Source organism: Rathayibacter sp. RFBD1 (assembly GCF_002932915.1).
Lineage (GTDB): Bacteria > Actinomycetota > Actinomycetes > Actinomycetales > Microbacteriaceae > Rathayibacter.
Map to the genome: position 1 here is coordinate 96,014 of NZ_PSWQ01000026.1, position 16,397 is coordinate 112,410.

Sequence of the window (16,397 nt, forward strand, 5' to 3'; positions counted from 1 at the left end):
GGCGGCGCTGGATTGGGGGGAATCACTTGCGCCGCTGGGCCGAAGTTCATTCGGCCGTATGCAACTGTAGGGGACGGATCGCGATTCGCCAAGCCCGGATCCTGTTCTCTGCGGACTCTTATCCGACACCCGCCCCGCACCCAGCTTGCGGCGCTCGGCGATCCGCGCCGGAGGCGGGCGCTACGGTGGTGCGACGCCGACCGCGCGGGCCGGCGAACGTCTCACTCGCGAAGGAGCGAATCGCAGATGTCCACTCCCCCCGACGCCCCGGCCGCCGACCGGAACGCCATCGACAACCTCCTCCACGAGACCCGCCGGTTCCCGCCGCCGGCCGATCTCGCCGCCGGAGCGGTCGCGACCGCCGCGCTCTACGACGAGGCCGCGGCCGACCGCCTCGCCTTCTGGGCCGACCGGAGCCGCGAGCTCCTGCACTGGCACCGACCGTTCACGCGCACCCTCGACTGGAGCGAGCCCCCGTTCGCGAAGTGGTTCGACGACGGTGAGCTGAACGTGGCCTACAACTGCCTCGACCGCCACGTCCTGGCCGGCCACGGCGACCGCGTCGCCCTGCACTGGGAGGGCGAGCCCGGCGACTCCCGCTCGATCACCTACGCCGAGCTCACCGCCGAGGTGAAGCGCGCCGCGAACCTGCTCACGAGCCTCGGCGTCCGCGCCGGCGACCGCGTCGCGATCTACCTGCCCATGATCCCGGAGGCGGTCATCGCGATGCTGGCCGTCGCCCGGCTGGGGGCGGTCCACTCCGTCGTCTTCGGCGGCTTCAGCGCCGAGAGCCTGCGCGCGCGGATCGACGACGCGGAGGCGACACTCGTCATCACCGCCGACGGCGGCTGGCGCAAGGGCGCCGTCTCGCCCCTGAAGCCGGCGGTCGACGCCGCGCTCGCCCTCGGCGGCGAGTCCAGCGTCCAGCACGTCCTGGTCGTGCGCCGCGGAGGCAACGAGGTCGCCTGGCACGAGGGGCGCGACCTCTGGTGGCACGAGGAGATCGTGGCGGTCGACGCCGACCACGTCGCCAAGCCGTTCCCCGCCGAGCAGCCCCTCTTCATCCTCTACACGAGCGGCACGACCGGGAAGCCCAAGGGCATCCTGCACACCAGCGGCGGGTACCTCACCCAGGTCGCCTTCACGCACCGCGCGGTCTTCGACCTGCACCCCGAGTCGGACGTCTACTGGTCGACCGCGGACGTGGGCTGGATCACCGGGCACAGCTACGTCGTCTACGGCCCGCTCGCCAACGGCGCCACCCAGGTGATGTACGAGGGCACTCCGGACAGCCCGCATCCCGGCCGCTGGTGGGAGATCGTCGAGAAGCACGGCGTGACGATCCTCTACGCGGCGCCCACGGCGATCCGCTCCTTCATGAAGCTCGGCCGGCAGATCCCGCAGCGCTTCGACCTCTCGAGCCTTCGCCTGCTCGGATCGGTCGGCGAGCCGATCAACCCGGAGGCGTGGGTCTGGTACCGCGACGTCATCGGCGGCGGCCGCACCCCCATCGTCGACACGTGGTGGCAGACCGAGACCGGCGCGATGATGGTGTCCCCCCTGCCCGGGGTGACGACTCTCAAGCCCGGGTCCGCGCAGGTCGCTCTGCCGGGGATCTCGATCGACGTGGTCGACGACGCCGGGACGCCGGTCGGCGCCGACGAGGGCGGACTGCTCGTGATCACCGAGCCCTGGCCGGCGATGCTGCGCGGCATCTGGGGCGACCCGGAGCGCTACGTCGAGACCTACTGGTCGAAGTTCGGCGACCGCTACTTCGCGGGCGACGGAGCGCGTCGCGACCAGGACGGCGACCTCTGGCTCCTGGGGCGCGTGGACGACGTGATGAACGTCTCCGGCCACCGCCTCTCGACGGCCGAGATCGAGTCGGCCCTCGTCTCGCACCCGGTCGTCGCCGAGGCGGCCGTCGTGGGAGCCGCGGACGAGACCACCGGCCAGGCCGTGGTCGCGTTCGTGATCGCGAAGGCGAGCCAGGCCGAGGCGCTGGCCCACGGGCACGACGAGCTCGAGGCCACCCTGAAGGCGCACGTCGCCGAGCACATCGGCGCGATCGCCCGCCCGAAGCGGATCTTCGTGGTGCAGGAGCTGCCCAAGACCCGCTCGGGGAAGATCATGCGCCGGCTGCTGCGCGACGTGGCGGAGGGACGCGCCGTGGGCGACACGACGACGCTCGCGGACACGCAGGTGATGGCGGTGATCTCCTCCGCGATCGCCGCGGACTGACCGGGCACCGCACGCCCCCTCCCGCCGCGTGGGCCGGAGGGGGCGGTGCGTCAGTCGAAGGCGACGATCAGCTCGACCTCGACGGGAGCGCCGAGGGGCAGCTCCGCCACCCCGACGGCCGAGCGCGCGTGACGGCCGGGCTCGCCGAACACGTCGCCGAGCAGCTCCGAAGCGCCGTTGATCACGCCGGGCTGCCCGGTGAAGCCGGAGGCGGACGCGACGAAGCCGGTGAGCTTCACGATCCGCGTCACCCGGTCGAGCGATCCGATCGCGTCGGCGACGGCCGCGAGCGCGTTGAGGGCGCAGGTGCGGGCCAGCTCCTTCGCCTGCTCGGGCGACACCTCGGCGCCGACCTTGCCGACCAGCGGCAGAGCGCCGTCGACGAAGGGGATCTGCCCCGCCGTGTAGACGAGGCCGCCGTGCACGACGGCGGGGACGTAGGCGCCGGCGGGGACCGCCACGGCGGGCAGCTCGACGCCGAGCTCCGCGAGACGCTCGGCGATCACGCGCCGGCCTCGGCGACGGGGCGCTTGAGGTACGCGACGAGGCCGCCCTCGGGACCGGTCACGATCTGGACCAGCTCCCAGCCCTCGGATCCCCAGGTGTTCAGGATCGCCGTGGTGTTGTGGATCATCAGCGGGGTGGTGATGTACTCCCAGCGCGGGACGGACATGGCTCTCCTCGGGTGCGGCCGGTGCGGGACGACTGCTGAGCGCCGCGCGTCGGCGGGATGAGCGCCGCGGCTCGTCCGAGCGCGGCGACTACGCTGATTCTATGTCGGGGCAGGGCGGGACCAGAGTCGTGAAGACCATCGGGGGCGCCGTCGGCGGACTGATCGGCATCGTCGCCATGAGCGTCGTCGCGGGAGTCCTGGTGGCCGCCTCGGTGACGCCGGCGATCGCGCTGAGCGGCATGGCCGCCGGCAACACGGTGGAGATGTTCGACAACCTCCCCGAGTACCTCGAGATCGGCACGCTCGCCGAGAAGAGCGACGTGTACGCGAAGGACTCCTCCGGCGGCGACGTGCTGCTCGCCTCCTTCTACGCCCAGAACCGCGTCGAAGTGGGCTGGGACGAGATCTCGCCGTTCGTGAAGGACGCCGTGGTCGCCTCCGAGGACCCCCGCTTCTACGAGCACGGCGGCATCGATCTGCTCGGCACCGTCCGCGCGGCTGCGACGACGGCCATGGGCGGGGACGTCCAGGGCGGCTCCTCCATCACGCAGCAGTACGTCAAGAACGTGCTCGTGCAGAAGGCGGAGGCGCTCAGCGATCCGATCGAGCGCGACGCGGCCTACCGCGAGGCCACGGAGACCACTCCGGAGCGCAAGGTCGCCGAGATGCGGCTCGCCATCGGGCTCGAGAAGGAGTACCCGAAGAACGACATCCTGCTGGGCTACCTCAACATCGCCCTGTTCGGCGGCACCGTCTACGGCGTCGAGGCGGCCGCCCGCTACTACTTCGGAGTGAGCGCGAAGGACCTCTCGCTCGCGCAGTCCGCCGCGCTCGTCGCGATCGTGAACAACCCCGAGAAGTTCCGCTTCGACCGGCCCGGCGACCCGGCGAACCCCGCCGCGGAGGGCTACCCGCAGACCCGGGACCGGCGCGACTACATCGTGACCCGCATGGACCTCGAGTCGAAGGTGACGTCCGAGCAGGCGCAGGCGGCCGTCGCCGAGCCCGTGACGCCGGACATCACCGAGCCGAGCACCGGCTGCCAGACGGCCGGAGTCGCGGCCTTCTTCTGCGACTACGTCACCTGGGTCATCAAGAACGACGACGCGTTCGGTGCGAGCCAGGACGAGCGCGACGCCACCTTCAAGCGCGGCGGCTACCGGATCTACACGACCCTCGACTCCGACCTGCAGCAGGCCGCCGTCTCGGCCACCGACGACTGGGTGCCCAAGTCGATGGCGAACGTGAACATCGGCAGCGCGAGCGTCTCGGTCGAGGTCGGCACCGGCCGCATCCTCGCGATGACCCAGAACAAGGACTACTCCAACGATCCGGACCTGACGGGCCCCAACTACACGAGCGTCAACTACAACACCGACTTCGGGTACGGCGGCTCCTCGGGATTCCAGGTCGGCTCGACCTACAAGGTGTTCACCCTCGCGGAGTGGCTGCAGGAGGGGCACTCGCTCGGCGAGAGCGTCGACGGCACCCGCCGCGCCTACACGACCTTCCGTGACAGCTGCGAGCCCGACGGCGTCTACTACGGCGAGTCCTGGAACCCCGGGAACGACGAGGGCGGCAACGGAGGAGTGACCACGGCCCTGCAGGCCACGACCGGCTCGATCAACACCTCGTTCGCCGCCATGGCCCAGCAGCTGGACCTCTGCGGCATCCGCAACACGGCGCTGGCGATGGGCGTGCACCGTGCCGACGGGACCGAGCTGCAGAAGCTCGCGCCGACCATCCTCGGCACCAACGAGATCGCTCCGCTCACGATGGCCACGGCCTTCGCCGGTTTCGCGAACAAGGGCACCGTCTGCACGCCCATCGCGATCGACCGCATCGTCGACCGCACGGGCGCCGACGTCGCGCCGCCCGCCTCCGAGTGCAGCCAGGGGATGTCCGAGGAGGTGGCCGCGACCGCCGGCTACGCCCTGCAGCAGGTGGTGACGGGCGGCACCGGCGCCCCCTCCAACCCCCGCACCGGGGTGCCGCACATCGGCAAGACCGGCACCACGGACGACGCGCTGCACACGTGGATGGTCGGCGCGAGCACCGAGGTCGCCACCGCCACCTGGGTCGGCAACGTGACCGGCTTCACCTCCATGCGCGGATTCAGTCTCAACCGGGTGAACGCCGGTCAGGTGCGCCACCAGATCTGGCCGCGCATCATGCGCGTCGCCGACGCCAAGTACGGCGGGACGGCGTTCCCGGCTCCGGTCCGCTCGCTCGTCGACGCTCCGCAGGAGGCCGTGCCCCAGGTCACCGGCCAGAGCCCCTCTGCGGCGGCCTCACGCCTGCGCTCCGTCGGCTTCACGGTCCGCGTCGACACTTCTCCGGTCCCCTCCGACCGCCCGGCAGGGACGGTCGCGCAGACGAACCCGCCCGCCGGGTCGCGAGTCTCCCGGGGCGCGGAGATCACCCTGCAGATCAGCGCCGGACCGGGCGCCCCGCCCCGCGCGGGCTGAGCCCCAGCACCCCCGGCTGCTCCCGAGGGAGCGTCCGGCAGAATGAACGCGGCCGCGCTCGCGGCCGACGTGCGAGAGAAGGACCCATGACCGGACGCACCCGTCGCCCCCTCACCACCGCCCTCGCGACCGTCGCCGCGGCCGGAGCCGTCGCCGCGGCCTGGGGCATCGGCGTCGAGCGGACGCTGTTCACCGTCCGGCGCACGTCGTTCCCGGTGCTGCCCGCCGGTTCCGAGCCGATCCGCGTCCTGCACGTGTCGGACCTGCACATGGCCCCGTGGCAGACGAAGAAGCAGGAGTGGATCCGCTCGCTCCTCGCCCTGGCGCCCGACGTCGTGGTCGACACCGGCGACAACCTCGGCCACCGCGACGGCGTGCTCGGCATCCGCCGGGCCCTGGAGCCCTTCGCCGGGATCCCCGGCGCCTTCGTCAACGGATCCAACGACTACTTCGGCCCTCGGATCAAGAACCCGCTCCGCTACTTCGTCGGCCCCTCCAAGAACCCCAAGCAGCACGAGGCCGATCTCGACACCGACGGGCTGACCGGCTTCTTCTCGGACGGGCTCGGCTGGGTGGACCTCAACAACCGCGCCGAGAGCATCACGGTGAAGGGGACGCGCATCGAGTTCTTCGGCGTCGACGACCCGCACATCGGCCTCGACCGCATCGACCTCGTCGCCGGAGCCGTGGACGAGCTGCGCGGCGCGGAGGACGGACCGGCCGGGGTCAGCATCGGCGTGGCGCACGCGCCCTACCAGCGCATCCTCGACGACTTCGTCGCCCGCGGCGCCGAGGTGATCCTCGCCGGGCACACGCACGGCGGGCAGGTCTGCGTCCCGGGCTTCGGCGCCCTCGTCACCAACTGCGACATCCCGCGCGACAAGGTCGCCGGCTCGACGACGTGGGACAACGGACTGCGCAGCTCGTACCTCAACGTGTCCGCCGGAGTCGGCACCTCGATCTACGCACCGGTGCGCTTCGCCTGCCGGCCCGAGGTGACCCTCGTCACGCTCACTCCGGCGGCCTGACGAGGGGTGTCCGACGGCGGTCCGGAAATCGGCTACTATTGTCGAGGCTCGTGAGCGGTTCTCCGTGATGAGCACACCGGGGTGTGGCGCAGCTTGGTAGCGCGCCTCGTTCGGGACGAGGAGGTCGTGGGTTCGAATCCCGCTACCCCGACCGGTGAGAAGCCCGGCCAGGATCCATGATCCGGCCGGGCTTCGTCGTTCCCGGGGCGTTCTCGGAGTTCTGCTGTGGCGGGGCTCGCCCGCAGGCGGATGCTCGCCCGGGCCGGAGCCCGGGCGACGACGGAGCCGGCGCGATCACCGCCCCGCGCTCTCCGGCTCGAGCACTCCTGTCGGCGTCCCGAGCGTCCTGCGCACGGGCGTGCCTCCAGCCCACTCCCCCGCGCCTCCCGGCCCGATCCCAGCAGCCGGGAGCGAGACTGTTCTTCCGCCGTCGTCGCCGCCCCCGCCCGACGACCGACGAGAGGAGCACCGTGACCCGGTCGCTCACCCGCCTCACCCTCGCCATCGGCGTGCCCTACGTGGTCGCGCTCGCAGCGATCGCCTTCTGGCCGACGCCCGTCGATGCGGGAGTGCGGGGGGATCTCGGCCGGGTGACCTCCTGGTTCGCCCGGCACGGCCTCCCGATGGTCGACTACGCGTTCATCGAGTCGACCGCCAACATCGCCCTGTTCGTGCCCCTGGGGCTGCTCCTGGCCCTCAACCTGCGGCCCCGGAGGGCGTGGGTCGCCGTCGCCGTCGGCGCCGTCGTGAGCTCGCTCATCGAGGCGGGCCAGCTGCTCTTCCTCTCGGCGCGCTTCGCCACCGTCGACGACGTCGTGATGAACACCTCCGGCGCCCTCCTCGGCGCGGTCGCCGGCGTACTGCTCCGGATGGTCGTCCGCGCACGACGACGCCGGAGGGCGGCGGAGTGGGACGACGCCTTCGCGCACATCCCCCTCCGCGGCACCTCCGGCGTCGTGGCGGACCAGCCGAGCCGCGTCCGCTGAGACGACGGCTCTGCCGCGTCAGCGGCCGAGGCCGCGGTACTCCCAGCCGGCCGCACGCCAGGCGGCGGGGTCGAGGCAGTTGCGACCGTCGACGAGGAAGGTGTTGGCCACCTTCGCCGCCGTGGCCGCGGGGTCGAGGGCGCGGAACTGCTTCCACTCCGTCACGACGACCACGGCGTCGGCACCGGCCAGCGCCTCGTCGACGTCGGTCGTGTAGGTGATCTCGGGGTAGCGGCGGCGCGAGTTCTCGATCGCCTCGGGGTCGGTCGCGACCACGGTCGCACCGAGGTCGTGCAGGCGAGCGGCGACGTCGAGCGACGGCGAGTCGCGGATGTCGTCCGACTCCGGCTTGAACGCCAGACCGAGCACCGCGATGCGGCGGCCCGCGACGGAGCCGCCCAGGCCCTCGGTGACGAGGTCGACGACGCGCTGGCGGCGACGCAGGTTGATCGCGTCGACCTCCTTGAGGAAGGCCACGGACTCGCCGACGCCGAGCTCGTCGGCGCGGGCCGAGAAGGCGCGGATGTCCTTCGGGAGGCAGCCGCCTCCGAAGCCGATGCCCGCGTTCAGGAAGCGGCGGCCGATCCGCACGTCGTAGCCGATCGCGTCGGCGAGCTGCGTGACGTCCGCGCCGGTGACCTCCGCGATCTCGGCGATCGCGTTGATGAACGAGATCTTGGTCGCGAGGAAGGCGTTGGCCGAGACCTTCACCAGCTCGGCGGTGGCGTAGTCGGTGACCACGAGCGGGGTCTCGGCCGCGAGCGCCGTCGCGTAGACCTCGTCGAGGGTCGCCTTCGCCGCTGCTCCGGCCTCGCCCTCGGGCACGCCGTAGACGAGGCGGTCGGGGCTGATCGTGTCCTTGACGGCGAAGCCCTCGCGGAGGAACTCGGGGTTCCAGGCGAGGGTCGCACCGGAGGAGGCGATGCGGTCGGCCAGGCGGGCGGCGGTGCCGACGGGGACGGTCGACTTGCCGACGACGAGGGAGTCCGCCTCGAGGTAGGGCAGGAGACCGTCGATCGCCGAGTCGACGTAGGTCATGTCCGCGGCGTTCTCGCCCGGCTTCTGCGGGGTGCCGACGGCGACGAAGTGCACGGCCGCACCGGCGGCGTCGGCCATGTCGGTCGAGAAGCGCAGGCGCCCGGAGGCGACGCCGGAGGACAGCAGCTCCGGGAGGCCGGGCTCGAAGAACGGCGCGGTGCCGGCGGCCAGGGCGTCGATCTTCTTCTGGTCGACGTCGATGCCGATGACGTCGTGGCCGAGCTCGGCCATGGCGGCAGCGTGGACGGCACCGAGGTAGCCGCAGCCGATGACAGAAAGCTTCACAGGGGTTCTCCGAATCGTGGCGGGTTCGTGTCGCGGTCGCGACGGTGAGGAGGAGCGATGCGATGCGGCGAGGCGTCAGCGCGCCCGCGGACGCGCGACTACCGCCGCGCCAATGCTCTCAGATCACGGGAGACGTCGGCGACAGCCGCCGCGATCTGCGCCGCCACGCGCTCGTGCACGGCCTCGCTGCGGCCGATCGGGTCCTCGATGTCGTCGCCGCCCTCGCCCCGCGGGGCGCGCCCGCGGTGGGCGGCGGCGAGCCGCACGACGGCGCGGAGCCGCGCGGCGGGATCCTCGACCGTCGGCAGCGGCACCTCCCGCAGGACGAACGGCAGCACGCGGGCGAACTCGAGCAGCGTGAAGCCGCGGAGGAGGAGCGACGGGAAGCGCCGGGAGGCGTCGACCAGGTGGTCGCGCGTCATCGTGAGCAGGAGGTCGGCGTCGCCGACGATCGCGTCGCCGAGCACCGCGCTCGTGTGCGCGGCCGGGTCTCCCCCGTGCTGAGCCGAGAAGCGGGCCGAGACCAGGTCCATCGGCAGCCCGTCGCGCGTCCTCACTCCGGCGCTCGTGAACGCGAAGAGCGGACCTCCCGCGGGTGAGGTCGCGTCGGCGAGTGCGGCGCGCAGCAGCTGCTCCGCCATCGGCGACCGGCAGATGTTGCCGGTGCAGACCGAGAGCACGGTGAAGACGGGGGCGGCGGAGGCGGCGACCGGTTCGTCCGGTCGCCAGCTCCGGCGGGCGAGGCGGGCGGAGTCGTCTCCCGGGAAGATCATCGCGGGGCTCTCAGGCCGAGGTCGACGCGGGCTCGGGCTCGACGGCCGTGTCCGGGCGGGCGCCCGATCGCTCGGAGCCGTAGTAGCTCGTGTAGTAGTAGCCGTAGCCCCGGCCGACCTGGCCGCGCGCGGGCACGCGGTTGAGGATCACGCCGAGGGTGTGGCCACTGACCCGCTCGAGGTTCTGGATCGCCTTGCCGAGCTCGTCGGTCGTCGTCCTACCCGCGGAGATGACCACGAGCGCTCCGTCGGTGCGGGCGGTGAGGATGGCGCCGTCCGTGACGGGCAGGAGCGGCGGCGCATCGACGATCACGATCGCCTCGCGGGCGATCTCGTGCAGGAGGATGTCCATGCCGTTGGAGCCGAGCAGCTCGGACGGGTTCGGCGGGATCGACCCGGCCCCGAGCACCCAGAGGTTGCCGGACGGGCCCCACGGCTGCAGGACGTCCTGCAGCTCCGCCTTGCCGATCAGCAGGTCGGTCAGGCCGACGCCGGGAACGAGGCCGAACGACTTGGCGACCGTCGGCTTGCGGAGGTCGCCGTCGACGACGACGGTCCGCTGGCCGGAGGCGGCGAGCGTCACCGCGAGGTTCGCGGTCACCGTCGACTTGCCGTCCGAGGGCAGCGGGCTCGTCACGACGATGATGCGCGGCGGGCTGTCGATGTTCATGAACTGCAGGTTCGTGCGGAGCTCGCGCAGTGCCTCGGCGAGTGCGTGCTTGCCGTCGGCCTTGATGTAGTCGGTCGTGTCGGCCTCGGGGACGATGCGGTTGGTCTCGCTGAGGCGCTTGTCGACGGGGAGGGTGCCGACCACGGGGAGGTCGAACAGGCGCTCGACCATCTCGGCGGTGCGGATGCGCCGGTCCAGCGTGTTGCGGACGAACGCGTAGACGAGGCCGAGGACGAGGCCCGCGAGCGCGCCGACCGCGAGGACGAGGCGCAGGTTCGGGAACGCCGGCGAGGACGGGAGCGCCGCGGTCTGCAGGACGGTGAGGGAGACCGTGTCGCCGACGCCCGTCTCCTGGTTGACCTGCTGCACCTTGGTGGCGATGGCCGCGACCCAGGCGTCGGCGAGCTTCTGCGCGCCCTCGGGGGTGGAGGCGGTGGCGCTGACCTTCATCACCGGGGCGACCGTGTCGGCCTGCACCGCGATCGCCGAGATCAGCGTGGCGGGCGAGACGTCGAGGCCGAGGCTGTCGATCGCGATCTGCGCCACGTCGCGCGAGGTGGCGATCGGGACGTAGGTGGCGAGGCTCGACTTGGCGACGGACTGCGCGATCTGCTGCGTGTAGATCGCCTGGCTGTCGTCGGCACCGGTGGTGGCGACGGAGACGAGGCCCTGCGAGTCGGCGACGTACCGCGGCTTCTGCGTCAGCGACCAGCCGAAGGCGACGAGAGTGCCGAGGAGGATCGCCGCGACGATCGGGATCCAGTGGTCGCGCAGCAGCCGGAGGACGTCTCGAAGTTCCACAGAGTCAGATTTCCTTCGCTGGTACGGATCACGCGGCGGGCGCCGGAGACGGGTTCTTCCGAATTCTGACACAGCGCTTCCGCGCCCTCGGCGCCAGGCGCGTCAACCGTGCCACCCGTCGGGGGTGGGCTGCGGCGGAGTCCCTCTCGTGATCACTCCGAGGCCCTCGAGCTCGACGACCGCCGACTCGACGACCGCCTCCGCATCGACGCCGGCGGGCGGCGGGCCCGCCTCCTCGAGCACCGCGGCGACGAGACCGGGCAGATCGGAGCCCCGGCCGGCGTGGCGCCAGATCGTCGGGCCGATGCCGGACAGGCGCACGAGGGTGCCGCCGCAGAACACGAGCAGCTGGCCGTCGGCGAGCTCCACCGCGTCGTCCGCAGGGGTGCGCAGGACGGTGCCGGGCAGGGCCTCGCCCACAGGGTCGAGCTGCACGGAGACCACCTCGGACCAGGCGGACGGGGCCTCGGCGCCGAGGGACGCGAAGACCTCCTCGACCAGGTGCACCACGCTCGCGGCCTCGGAGTAGACCAGTCGCCGGACGCCGCCCAGCGCCGAGAGGGTGCGGACGAGATCGGCGATCGGCCGCGGGCGGGCCGAGAGGTAGGAGGTCTGCGGCACCAGGTCCTCGATGGCGTCGACCGGGTCGACGTGCTCGAGGAAGGGCGTCCCGACGCCGTCGCGGCGCTCGAGCAGGAGGACTCCGGCCAGACGCAGGGGCGCCTCCGGGACCGGTCGGAGGGCGAGCGACCCGGGGGCCAGCTGCGCCTTCGGCGCCGATCCGGTCAGCGGCTTCACCGACAGCGGCTTGGGATAGGGCAGGACGCGCCCCTCCGGGGTCACGCCGACCGTCTCGTCGGTGACGTAGCCGAAGCGGGACCCGAGCGTCCGGGCGATGGTGGTCTTGCCGGTCCCGGAGGCGGCGACGAAGGCCAGCACGCGGCCGGACTCGTCGGAGATCCCGCAGGCGTGGAGCATCAGCAGGTCGGCGCGCCGGGCGCCGATCGCCTCGAGGGTCAGGGTCGAGGTCAGGGACTCCTCGAGCTGCGCCAGCGTGGCGCTCGAGACCCGGGGCGAGCCGTCGGCCGGGACGGAGGGATCGTGCCCCACCTCGGCGAGGACGTCGCGTGCTCCCGCGTCGGGCTCGGACGCGCAGGCGGCCCAGCTGTCGGCGATCCGCGCCGCGTCCTCGTCGCCGACGCCGCGTCCGAAGACCACGCGGAACGGGGTCTCGAGAACCGAGACGGACAGGGTGCGGGGCTCGGCGCCCCTTCCTTCGGCGATCAGTACGCCCCGTCCCGGGCGAGGACGGCGCGCGCGGTCTTGAAGAGGATCACGATGTCGCCGGTCATCGACCAGTTCTCGACGTAGTACAGGTCGAGGCGGACGGTGTCCTCCCACGAGAGGTTCGAGCGTCCGCTGACCTGCCAGAGCCCGGTGATGCCGGGCTTCATCAGGAAGCGGCGGTGCACGTGCTCCTCGTACTGCTCGACCTCGCGGGCCAGCGGCGGGCGGGGGCCGATCAGGGACATGTCGCCGCGGAAGACGTTCAGGAACTGGGGCAGCTCGTCGAGGCTGAAGCGCCGGAGGATCGCGCCCACCCGGGTGACGCGCGGGTCCTTCGCCATCTTGAAGAGGATCGAGTTCCCCTCCGCACGCTGCTGCGACGCGAGAGCCGCCAGTCGCGCCTCCGCGTCGACGACCATAGAGCGGAACTTCAGCATCTCGAAGGTCGCGCCGTTCAGGCCGATGCGCTCCTGCCGGAAGAGCACGGGCCCGGGGCTGGTGACCTTGACCAGCACGGCGACGACGACGAGCACCGGCGCGCTGAGGATGATCAGCATGGTCGACGCGAGGATGTCGAAGAGCCGCTTGGCGAACCGCTGGCGGCCGTCGAAGCGCGGGGTCTCGACGTGGATCAGCGGAAGGCCCGCAACGGGGCGGGTGTGGATGCGCGGACCGCCGATGTCGGTGAGGCTCGGCGCCACGACGAGGTGCTCGCGCCCGGGCTCGAGCGTCCAGCTCAGCTCGCGGATCCGCTGCGGTGCCAGCTCGTCGGAGCTCGTGACGACCACCGTGTCGGCGCCGGTGGCGTCCATCACGGCGCGGACGCCGTCGATCCCGGTGAACCCGTGGACCGCGAGGCCCGAGAGCTCCTGCTCGCTCCGCAGCGCGTCCGCACCGCCGACCGAGGTCGAGACGGCGCCGACGAGCTTGTAGCCGGCCTCGGTGCCGCGACGCAGCTCGCGCGCGGTGTGCAGGACGCTCGCGCGGGAGCCGAGGAGCACGACCTGGCTCGAGAAGCGGCCCGCCCGGCGCTGCCGGGTGAGCCAGGAGCGCCAGACCAGGCGGCCGACGCAGATCAGCACGATCCCGGCGGGGAACGCCGTGATGATGTAGCCGCGCGCGAGCAGGATCTGGAGCAGGTAGGCGATGATCGCGACGATGCCGAAGAGCCAGATGGAGGCGTCGACGACGCGGCGGTACTCGACGTAGCCGGTGCCGACGATCCGGCGGTCGCGCGTGTCGAAGACCTGGAGGGCGAGGAGCCAGCCGACCGACAGGGCGACGGACACCCAGGTGTAGCTGACCGCGATGTCGGCGGGGTTCTTGAACCCCAGATCCGAGTTCAGGTTCAGGTCGAACCAGAAGAGCTGCGTGCCGAAGACGGAGACGACGATCGCGACGACGTCCGTGATGAGCAGCCGTCGCCGGTAGTCCTGCTCCCACGACGGCCGACGCCTCAGCGGTGCCCCTTGCGCCGTCATCGTTTCCCCCGACCTTTCCTGCTGCTTCGAAAGGCGTAATTCCGTTTCCGGTGTTGTCACGTCGTCAGGCTACCCACTTCCTCGTTTCGGAGGGGTGTCGCACCGGTGAGGAACGCTCGACCGGTCAGCCGCGGAGCCGGCCGCGGCTCTCCTGGAGGTAGCACGCGCCGCACAGCGACTCGTAGGTGACCGCCGTTCCGTCGATCGCGACCTGATCGCCGTCGAAGACGAAGCGGCCGTCCACGACGCGCCCGTTGAAGATCGCTTTGCGCCCGCACCGGCAGATCGTCTTCAGCTCCTCGAGGCTGTGGGCGATCTCCAGGAGCCGCCTGCTGCCCGGGAACGCGGCGGTGCGGAAGTCCGTGCGGATGCCGTACGCCAGGACGGGCACGTTCTCGAGGATGGCGATCCGGAGCAGATCGTCGACGTGCGACTCCGGCAGGAACTGCGCCTCGTCGACGAGCAGAGCGCTCACGTCGCGCTTCGACTCGGCCAGGACGCGGGCCCGGGCCGCGGTGAAGACGGCCACCGGGTCCCCGTCGGGCTCGAACAGGATGTCCACCGGACGGGTCACGCCGAGCCGCGACACGATCAGCTCCTCGCCCTTCGTGTCGACGGCCGGCTTGGCCAGCAGCACCCGGTGCCCGCGCTCCTCGTAGTTGTGCGCGGCCTGCAGGAGCGACGTGCTCTTCCCGCTGTTCATCGCTCCGTAGCGGAAGTACAGCTTGGCCATCAGGTCTCCTCGGGGCGGGTCCGGAGGCGGGGCCCCCGGGGTGAGCAGGGGCCGGTCACGGGAGGAACCCGTCCTCGCCGGCGCGGCGGATCAGATCGGCCCGGCGGCTCGCGGGCCTGCCGACGGCGACGTACTTGCGGCGCACGCGCTGCAGGTAGGTCTTCGCGGTCTCGAACTGCACGTTCATCTTGGCGGCGACCTCGGGGGTGCTCGATCCGGACGCGTAGAGGCGCAGCGCCTCCAGCTCGCCGGCGCTGAGCCGTGGGCGCTGCTGCGCCGCGACTCCGGACGGCAGGGGCCGCCACTGCGCGGACGAGACGTCGGCAGATCGCATCTCGAGAGCGGCGCGGGTCTGCTCCATCACCTCGGCGAGCGGGCGCGACTTCGCCAGGTGCCGCACCGCTCCGGCCTTCAGGGCGCGCTCGCGGACCTCGTCGTCCTCGCTCGCGGAGAGCGCCACGACCGCGGCTCCGGCCGCCCGGCAGGTCCGGATCCGCGCCTCGATCGAGATCGGCTCGCGCAGCTCGACGTCCATCACGACCACCTGGGTGGGGAAGACATCGCTCGTCACCAGGTCGTGCCAGGTGGAGGCGGCCACGACGACCTCGAAGTCCGGGGCGTGGGTGCGGATCCACGCGCTCGTCGCCGCGAGCAGGTCCTCGCGCGGGTCGAGCAGGCCGAGCCGGACCGCACGGGGTGCCGCGTCGCGGGCGCTCCGGGCGGAGGAGCCCGAGGGCTCACCGGAGCGGGTGACCATGCGGACGATCCTAGCCGCGGCCGGGCCCGCCCCCGGCTCAGAACAGCGTCGGCTGCCCGACGCCGGGCAGGATCGCGGCGCGCTCCGGCCCGAGCTCCCCGACCAGCAGCCCGTCGTGCTGGAGGGAGCGCCGCTCGCCGCCGAGGGTCCGCAGCGTCCCGAGCGAATTGAGGGCGGAGGACTTGACGGAGCCGGTGGCCGGGTCCTCTTCGCCGCGCTCGAGCCCGTGCGCGCGCATCAGCGGGCGGATGCGCGCGGAGAGCCAGCGCCGGTACTCGAGAGGCGCGTAGGCGTCGCGGCCCGGGTAGAGCGCTCGGTACTTGTCGACCAGCTCGGGGTGCTCCTGCCCGAGCCACTGCAGGAACCACTCCTTCACCCCTGGCTTGAGGTAGAGGGTCGAGTACATGATCGTGCTGGCGCCCGCCTCGCGGCAGGCCCGGAGCGACTCGTCGAGGTGCGCCCGTGTGTCGGTGAGGAACGGCAGGATCGGCATCAGGAACACCGAGCAGTCGAAGCCGGCCTCCCGTGCCGCGGTGACCGTCGCCAGCCTCGCCGCCGCGGTCGGCGCACCCGGCTCGACGGAGCGCTGGAGGCCCTCGTCGTAGACGGCGATCGACACTCCGAGGTCGACCGGGACGTGCTCGGCGGCCTCGCGGAGCAGCGGCAGGTCTCGCCGCAGCAGCGAGCCCTTCGTGAGGATCGAGATCGGGGTGCCCGAGGCGGCGAGCGCGGCGATGATGCCCGGCATCAGCCGGTAGCGGCCCTCGGCGCGCTGGTACGGATCGGTGTTGGTGCCGAGTGCCACGGGGTGCCGCTCCCAGCTCGGCTTCGCGAGCTCCCGGGTGAGGACCTCGGCGACGTTCACCTTCACGACGATCTGCGAGTCGAAGTCGCGGCCGCCGTCGAACTCGAGGTACTCGTGCGTGGGCCGGGCGAAGCAGTAGGTGCAGGCGTGGGTGCAGCCGCGCATCGGGTTGATGCTCCAGCCGAACGGCATCTTCGAGGAGGTGTGCACGCGGTTGAGCGCCGACTTCGCGAGCACCTCGTAGAAGGTGATGCCCTCGAACTCCGGCGTGCGCACCGTCCGCACCAGGTCGGTGAGCTTGACGAGCCCGGGCAGCGCGGCCTCGTCGGCCGTGCCGATCGACTGCCCGCTCCACCTCATGGAGCCATTAG

Annotated in this window: 14 protein-coding genes and 1 tRNA gene; 5 read left to right on the forward strand and 10 right to left on the reverse strand. The window is 72.0% G+C overall.

Translation table 11 applies throughout. The annotated features are described in order from the left end of the window. The first annotated feature begins 246 nt into the window (after nt 1-246). The gene (acs, locus tag C5D50_RS15385; RefSeq protein WP_104222187.1) at nt 247-2,241 is read left to right on the forward strand and encodes an acetate--CoA ligase; all 1,995 of its coding nucleotides are present in this window, start codon (nt 247-249) and stop codon (nt 2,239-2,241) included. Between the two features lie 50 nt (nt 2,242-2,291). Here acs and C5D50_RS15390 read toward each other — a convergent pair whose 3' ends face one another. Both C5D50_RS15390 and C5D50_RS16635 read right to left on the reverse strand, forming a co-directional pair. After that, nucleotides 2,292-2,747 (reverse strand): RidA family protein, encoded by a 456-nt coding sequence (locus C5D50_RS15390; protein WP_208543361.1) that lies wholly within the window; start codon nt 2,745-2,747, stop codon nt 2,292-2,294. Further along, nucleotides 2,744-2,914: a hypothetical protein gene (locus tag C5D50_RS16635; RefSeq protein WP_164861113.1), complete on the reverse strand. Its 171-nt coding sequence runs from the start codon at nt 2,912-2,914 to the stop codon at nt 2,744-2,746. The genes C5D50_RS15390 and C5D50_RS16635 overlap by 4 nt, the downstream gene beginning before the upstream one ends. Before the next feature lie 101 nt (nt 2,915-3,015). Between C5D50_RS16635 and C5D50_RS15395 the strand changes: the two genes are divergently transcribed. From C5D50_RS15395 to C5D50_RS16895, 4 genes are all read left to right on the forward strand, one after another. Next, nucleotides 3,016-5,382, forward strand: coding sequence for a transglycosylase domain-containing protein (locus tag C5D50_RS15395; RefSeq protein WP_104222185.1), 2,367 nt, complete (start codon nt 3,016-3,018; stop codon nt 5,380-5,382). A gap of 86 nt (nt 5,383-5,468) precedes the next feature. After that, a complete protein-coding gene (locus tag C5D50_RS15400; protein WP_104222183.1) occupies nt 5,469-6,410 on the forward strand; it encodes a metallophosphoesterase in 942 nt (313 codons plus the stop codon). Nucleotides 6,411-6,487: 77 nt separating this feature from the next. Further along, nucleotides 6,488-6,561 (forward strand) — tRNA-Pro (locus C5D50_RS15405). A gap of 319 nt (nt 6,562-6,880) precedes the next feature. After that, nucleotides 6,881-7,396 carry a VanZ family protein gene (locus tag C5D50_RS16895; RefSeq protein WP_258068712.1) on the forward strand — a complete coding sequence of 172 codons (516 nt, stop codon included), beginning with the start codon at nt 6,881-6,883 and terminating at the stop codon, nt 7,394-7,396. 18 nt (nt 7,397-7,414) lie between these two features. Here C5D50_RS16895 and C5D50_RS15415 read toward each other — a convergent pair whose 3' ends face one another. The 8 genes from C5D50_RS15415 to C5D50_RS15450 all read right to left on the reverse strand — a co-directional run bounded on the left by C5D50_RS15415 (nt 7,415) and on the right by C5D50_RS15450 (nt 16,386). Further along, nucleotides 7,415-8,719, reverse strand: coding sequence for a UDP-glucose/GDP-mannose dehydrogenase family protein (locus tag C5D50_RS15415; RefSeq protein WP_104283898.1), 1,305 nt, complete (start codon nt 8,717-8,719; stop codon nt 7,415-7,417). 98 nt (nt 8,720-8,817) lie between these two features. After that, nucleotides 8,818-9,492 (reverse strand): low molecular weight phosphatase family protein, encoded by a 675-nt coding sequence (locus tag C5D50_RS15420; protein WP_104283899.1) that lies wholly within the window; start codon nt 9,490-9,492, stop codon nt 8,818-8,820. Between the two features lie 10 nt (nt 9,493-9,502). Then, nucleotides 9,503-10,963 (reverse strand): polysaccharide biosynthesis tyrosine autokinase, encoded by a 1,461-nt coding sequence (locus C5D50_RS15425; protein ID WP_159939611.1) that lies wholly within the window; start codon nt 10,961-10,963, stop codon nt 9,503-9,505. A gap of 102 nt (nt 10,964-11,065) precedes the next feature. Next, on the reverse strand, nt 11,066-12,181 hold the full coding sequence (locus C5D50_RS15430) for a hypothetical protein (protein WP_104283900.1): 1,116 nt from the start codon (nt 12,179-12,181) through the stop codon (nt 11,066-11,068). A gap of 65 nt (nt 12,182-12,246) precedes the next feature. After that, complete coding sequence (locus tag C5D50_RS15435; protein WP_104283901.1) at nt 12,247-13,731, reverse strand: sugar transferase; 1,485 nt, start codon at nt 13,729-13,731, stop codon at nt 12,247-12,249. A 124-nt stretch (nt 13,732-13,855) separates the two neighbouring features. Further along, on the reverse strand, nt 13,856-14,464 hold the full coding sequence (locus C5D50_RS15440) for a thymidine kinase (protein ID WP_104227256.1): 609 nt from the start codon (nt 14,462-14,464) through the stop codon (nt 13,856-13,858). A 55-nt stretch (nt 14,465-14,519) separates the two neighbouring features. Then, on the reverse strand, nt 14,520-15,221 hold the full coding sequence (locus C5D50_RS15445) for a LuxR C-terminal-related transcriptional regulator (RefSeq protein WP_104237728.1): 702 nt from the start codon (nt 15,219-15,221) through the stop codon (nt 14,520-14,522). A gap of 37 nt (nt 15,222-15,258) precedes the next feature. Then, the gene (locus C5D50_RS15450; RefSeq protein WP_104222165.1) at nt 15,259-16,386 is read right to left on the reverse strand and encodes an Rv2578c family radical SAM protein; all 1,128 of its coding nucleotides are present in this window, start codon (nt 16,384-16,386) and stop codon (nt 15,259-15,261) included. Between the last annotated feature and the right edge of the window lie 11 nt (nt 16,387-16,397).

Excerpts from the sequence above, each read along its gene's own strand:
- acs (WP_104222187.1), top strand. The coding sequence starts at position 247 with ATGTCCACTCCCCCCGACGCCCCGGCCGCCGACCGGAACGCCATCGAC.
- C5D50_RS16635 (WP_164861113.1), bottom strand. The coding sequence starts at position 2,914 with ATGTCCGTCCCGCGCTGGGAGTACATCACCACCCCGCTGATGATCCAC.
- C5D50_RS15395 (WP_104222185.1), top strand. The coding sequence starts at position 3,016 with ATGTCGGGGCAGGGCGGGACCAGAGTCGTGAAGACCATCGGGGGCGCC.
- C5D50_RS15400 (WP_104222183.1), top strand. The coding sequence starts at position 5,469 with ATGACCGGACGCACCCGTCGCCCCCTCACCACCGCCCTCGCGACCGTC.
- C5D50_RS15420 (WP_104283899.1), bottom strand. The coding sequence starts at position 9,492 with ATGATCTTCCCGGGAGACGACTCCGCCCGCCTCGCCCGCCGGAGCTGG.
- C5D50_RS15435 (WP_104283901.1), bottom strand. The coding sequence starts at position 13,731 with ATGACGGCGCAAGGGGCACCGCTGAGGCGTCGGCCGTCGTGGGAGCAG.
- C5D50_RS15440 (WP_104227256.1), bottom strand. The coding sequence starts at position 14,464 with ATGGCCAAGCTGTACTTCCGCTACGGAGCGATGAACAGCGGGAAGAGC.
- C5D50_RS15445 (WP_104237728.1), bottom strand. The coding sequence starts at position 15,221 with ATGGTCACCCGCTCCGGTGAGCCCTCGGGCTCCTCCGCCCGGAGCGCC.
- C5D50_RS15450 (WP_104222165.1), bottom strand. The coding sequence starts at position 16,386 with ATGAGGTGGAGCGGGCAGTCGATCGGCACGGCCGACGAGGCCGCGCTG.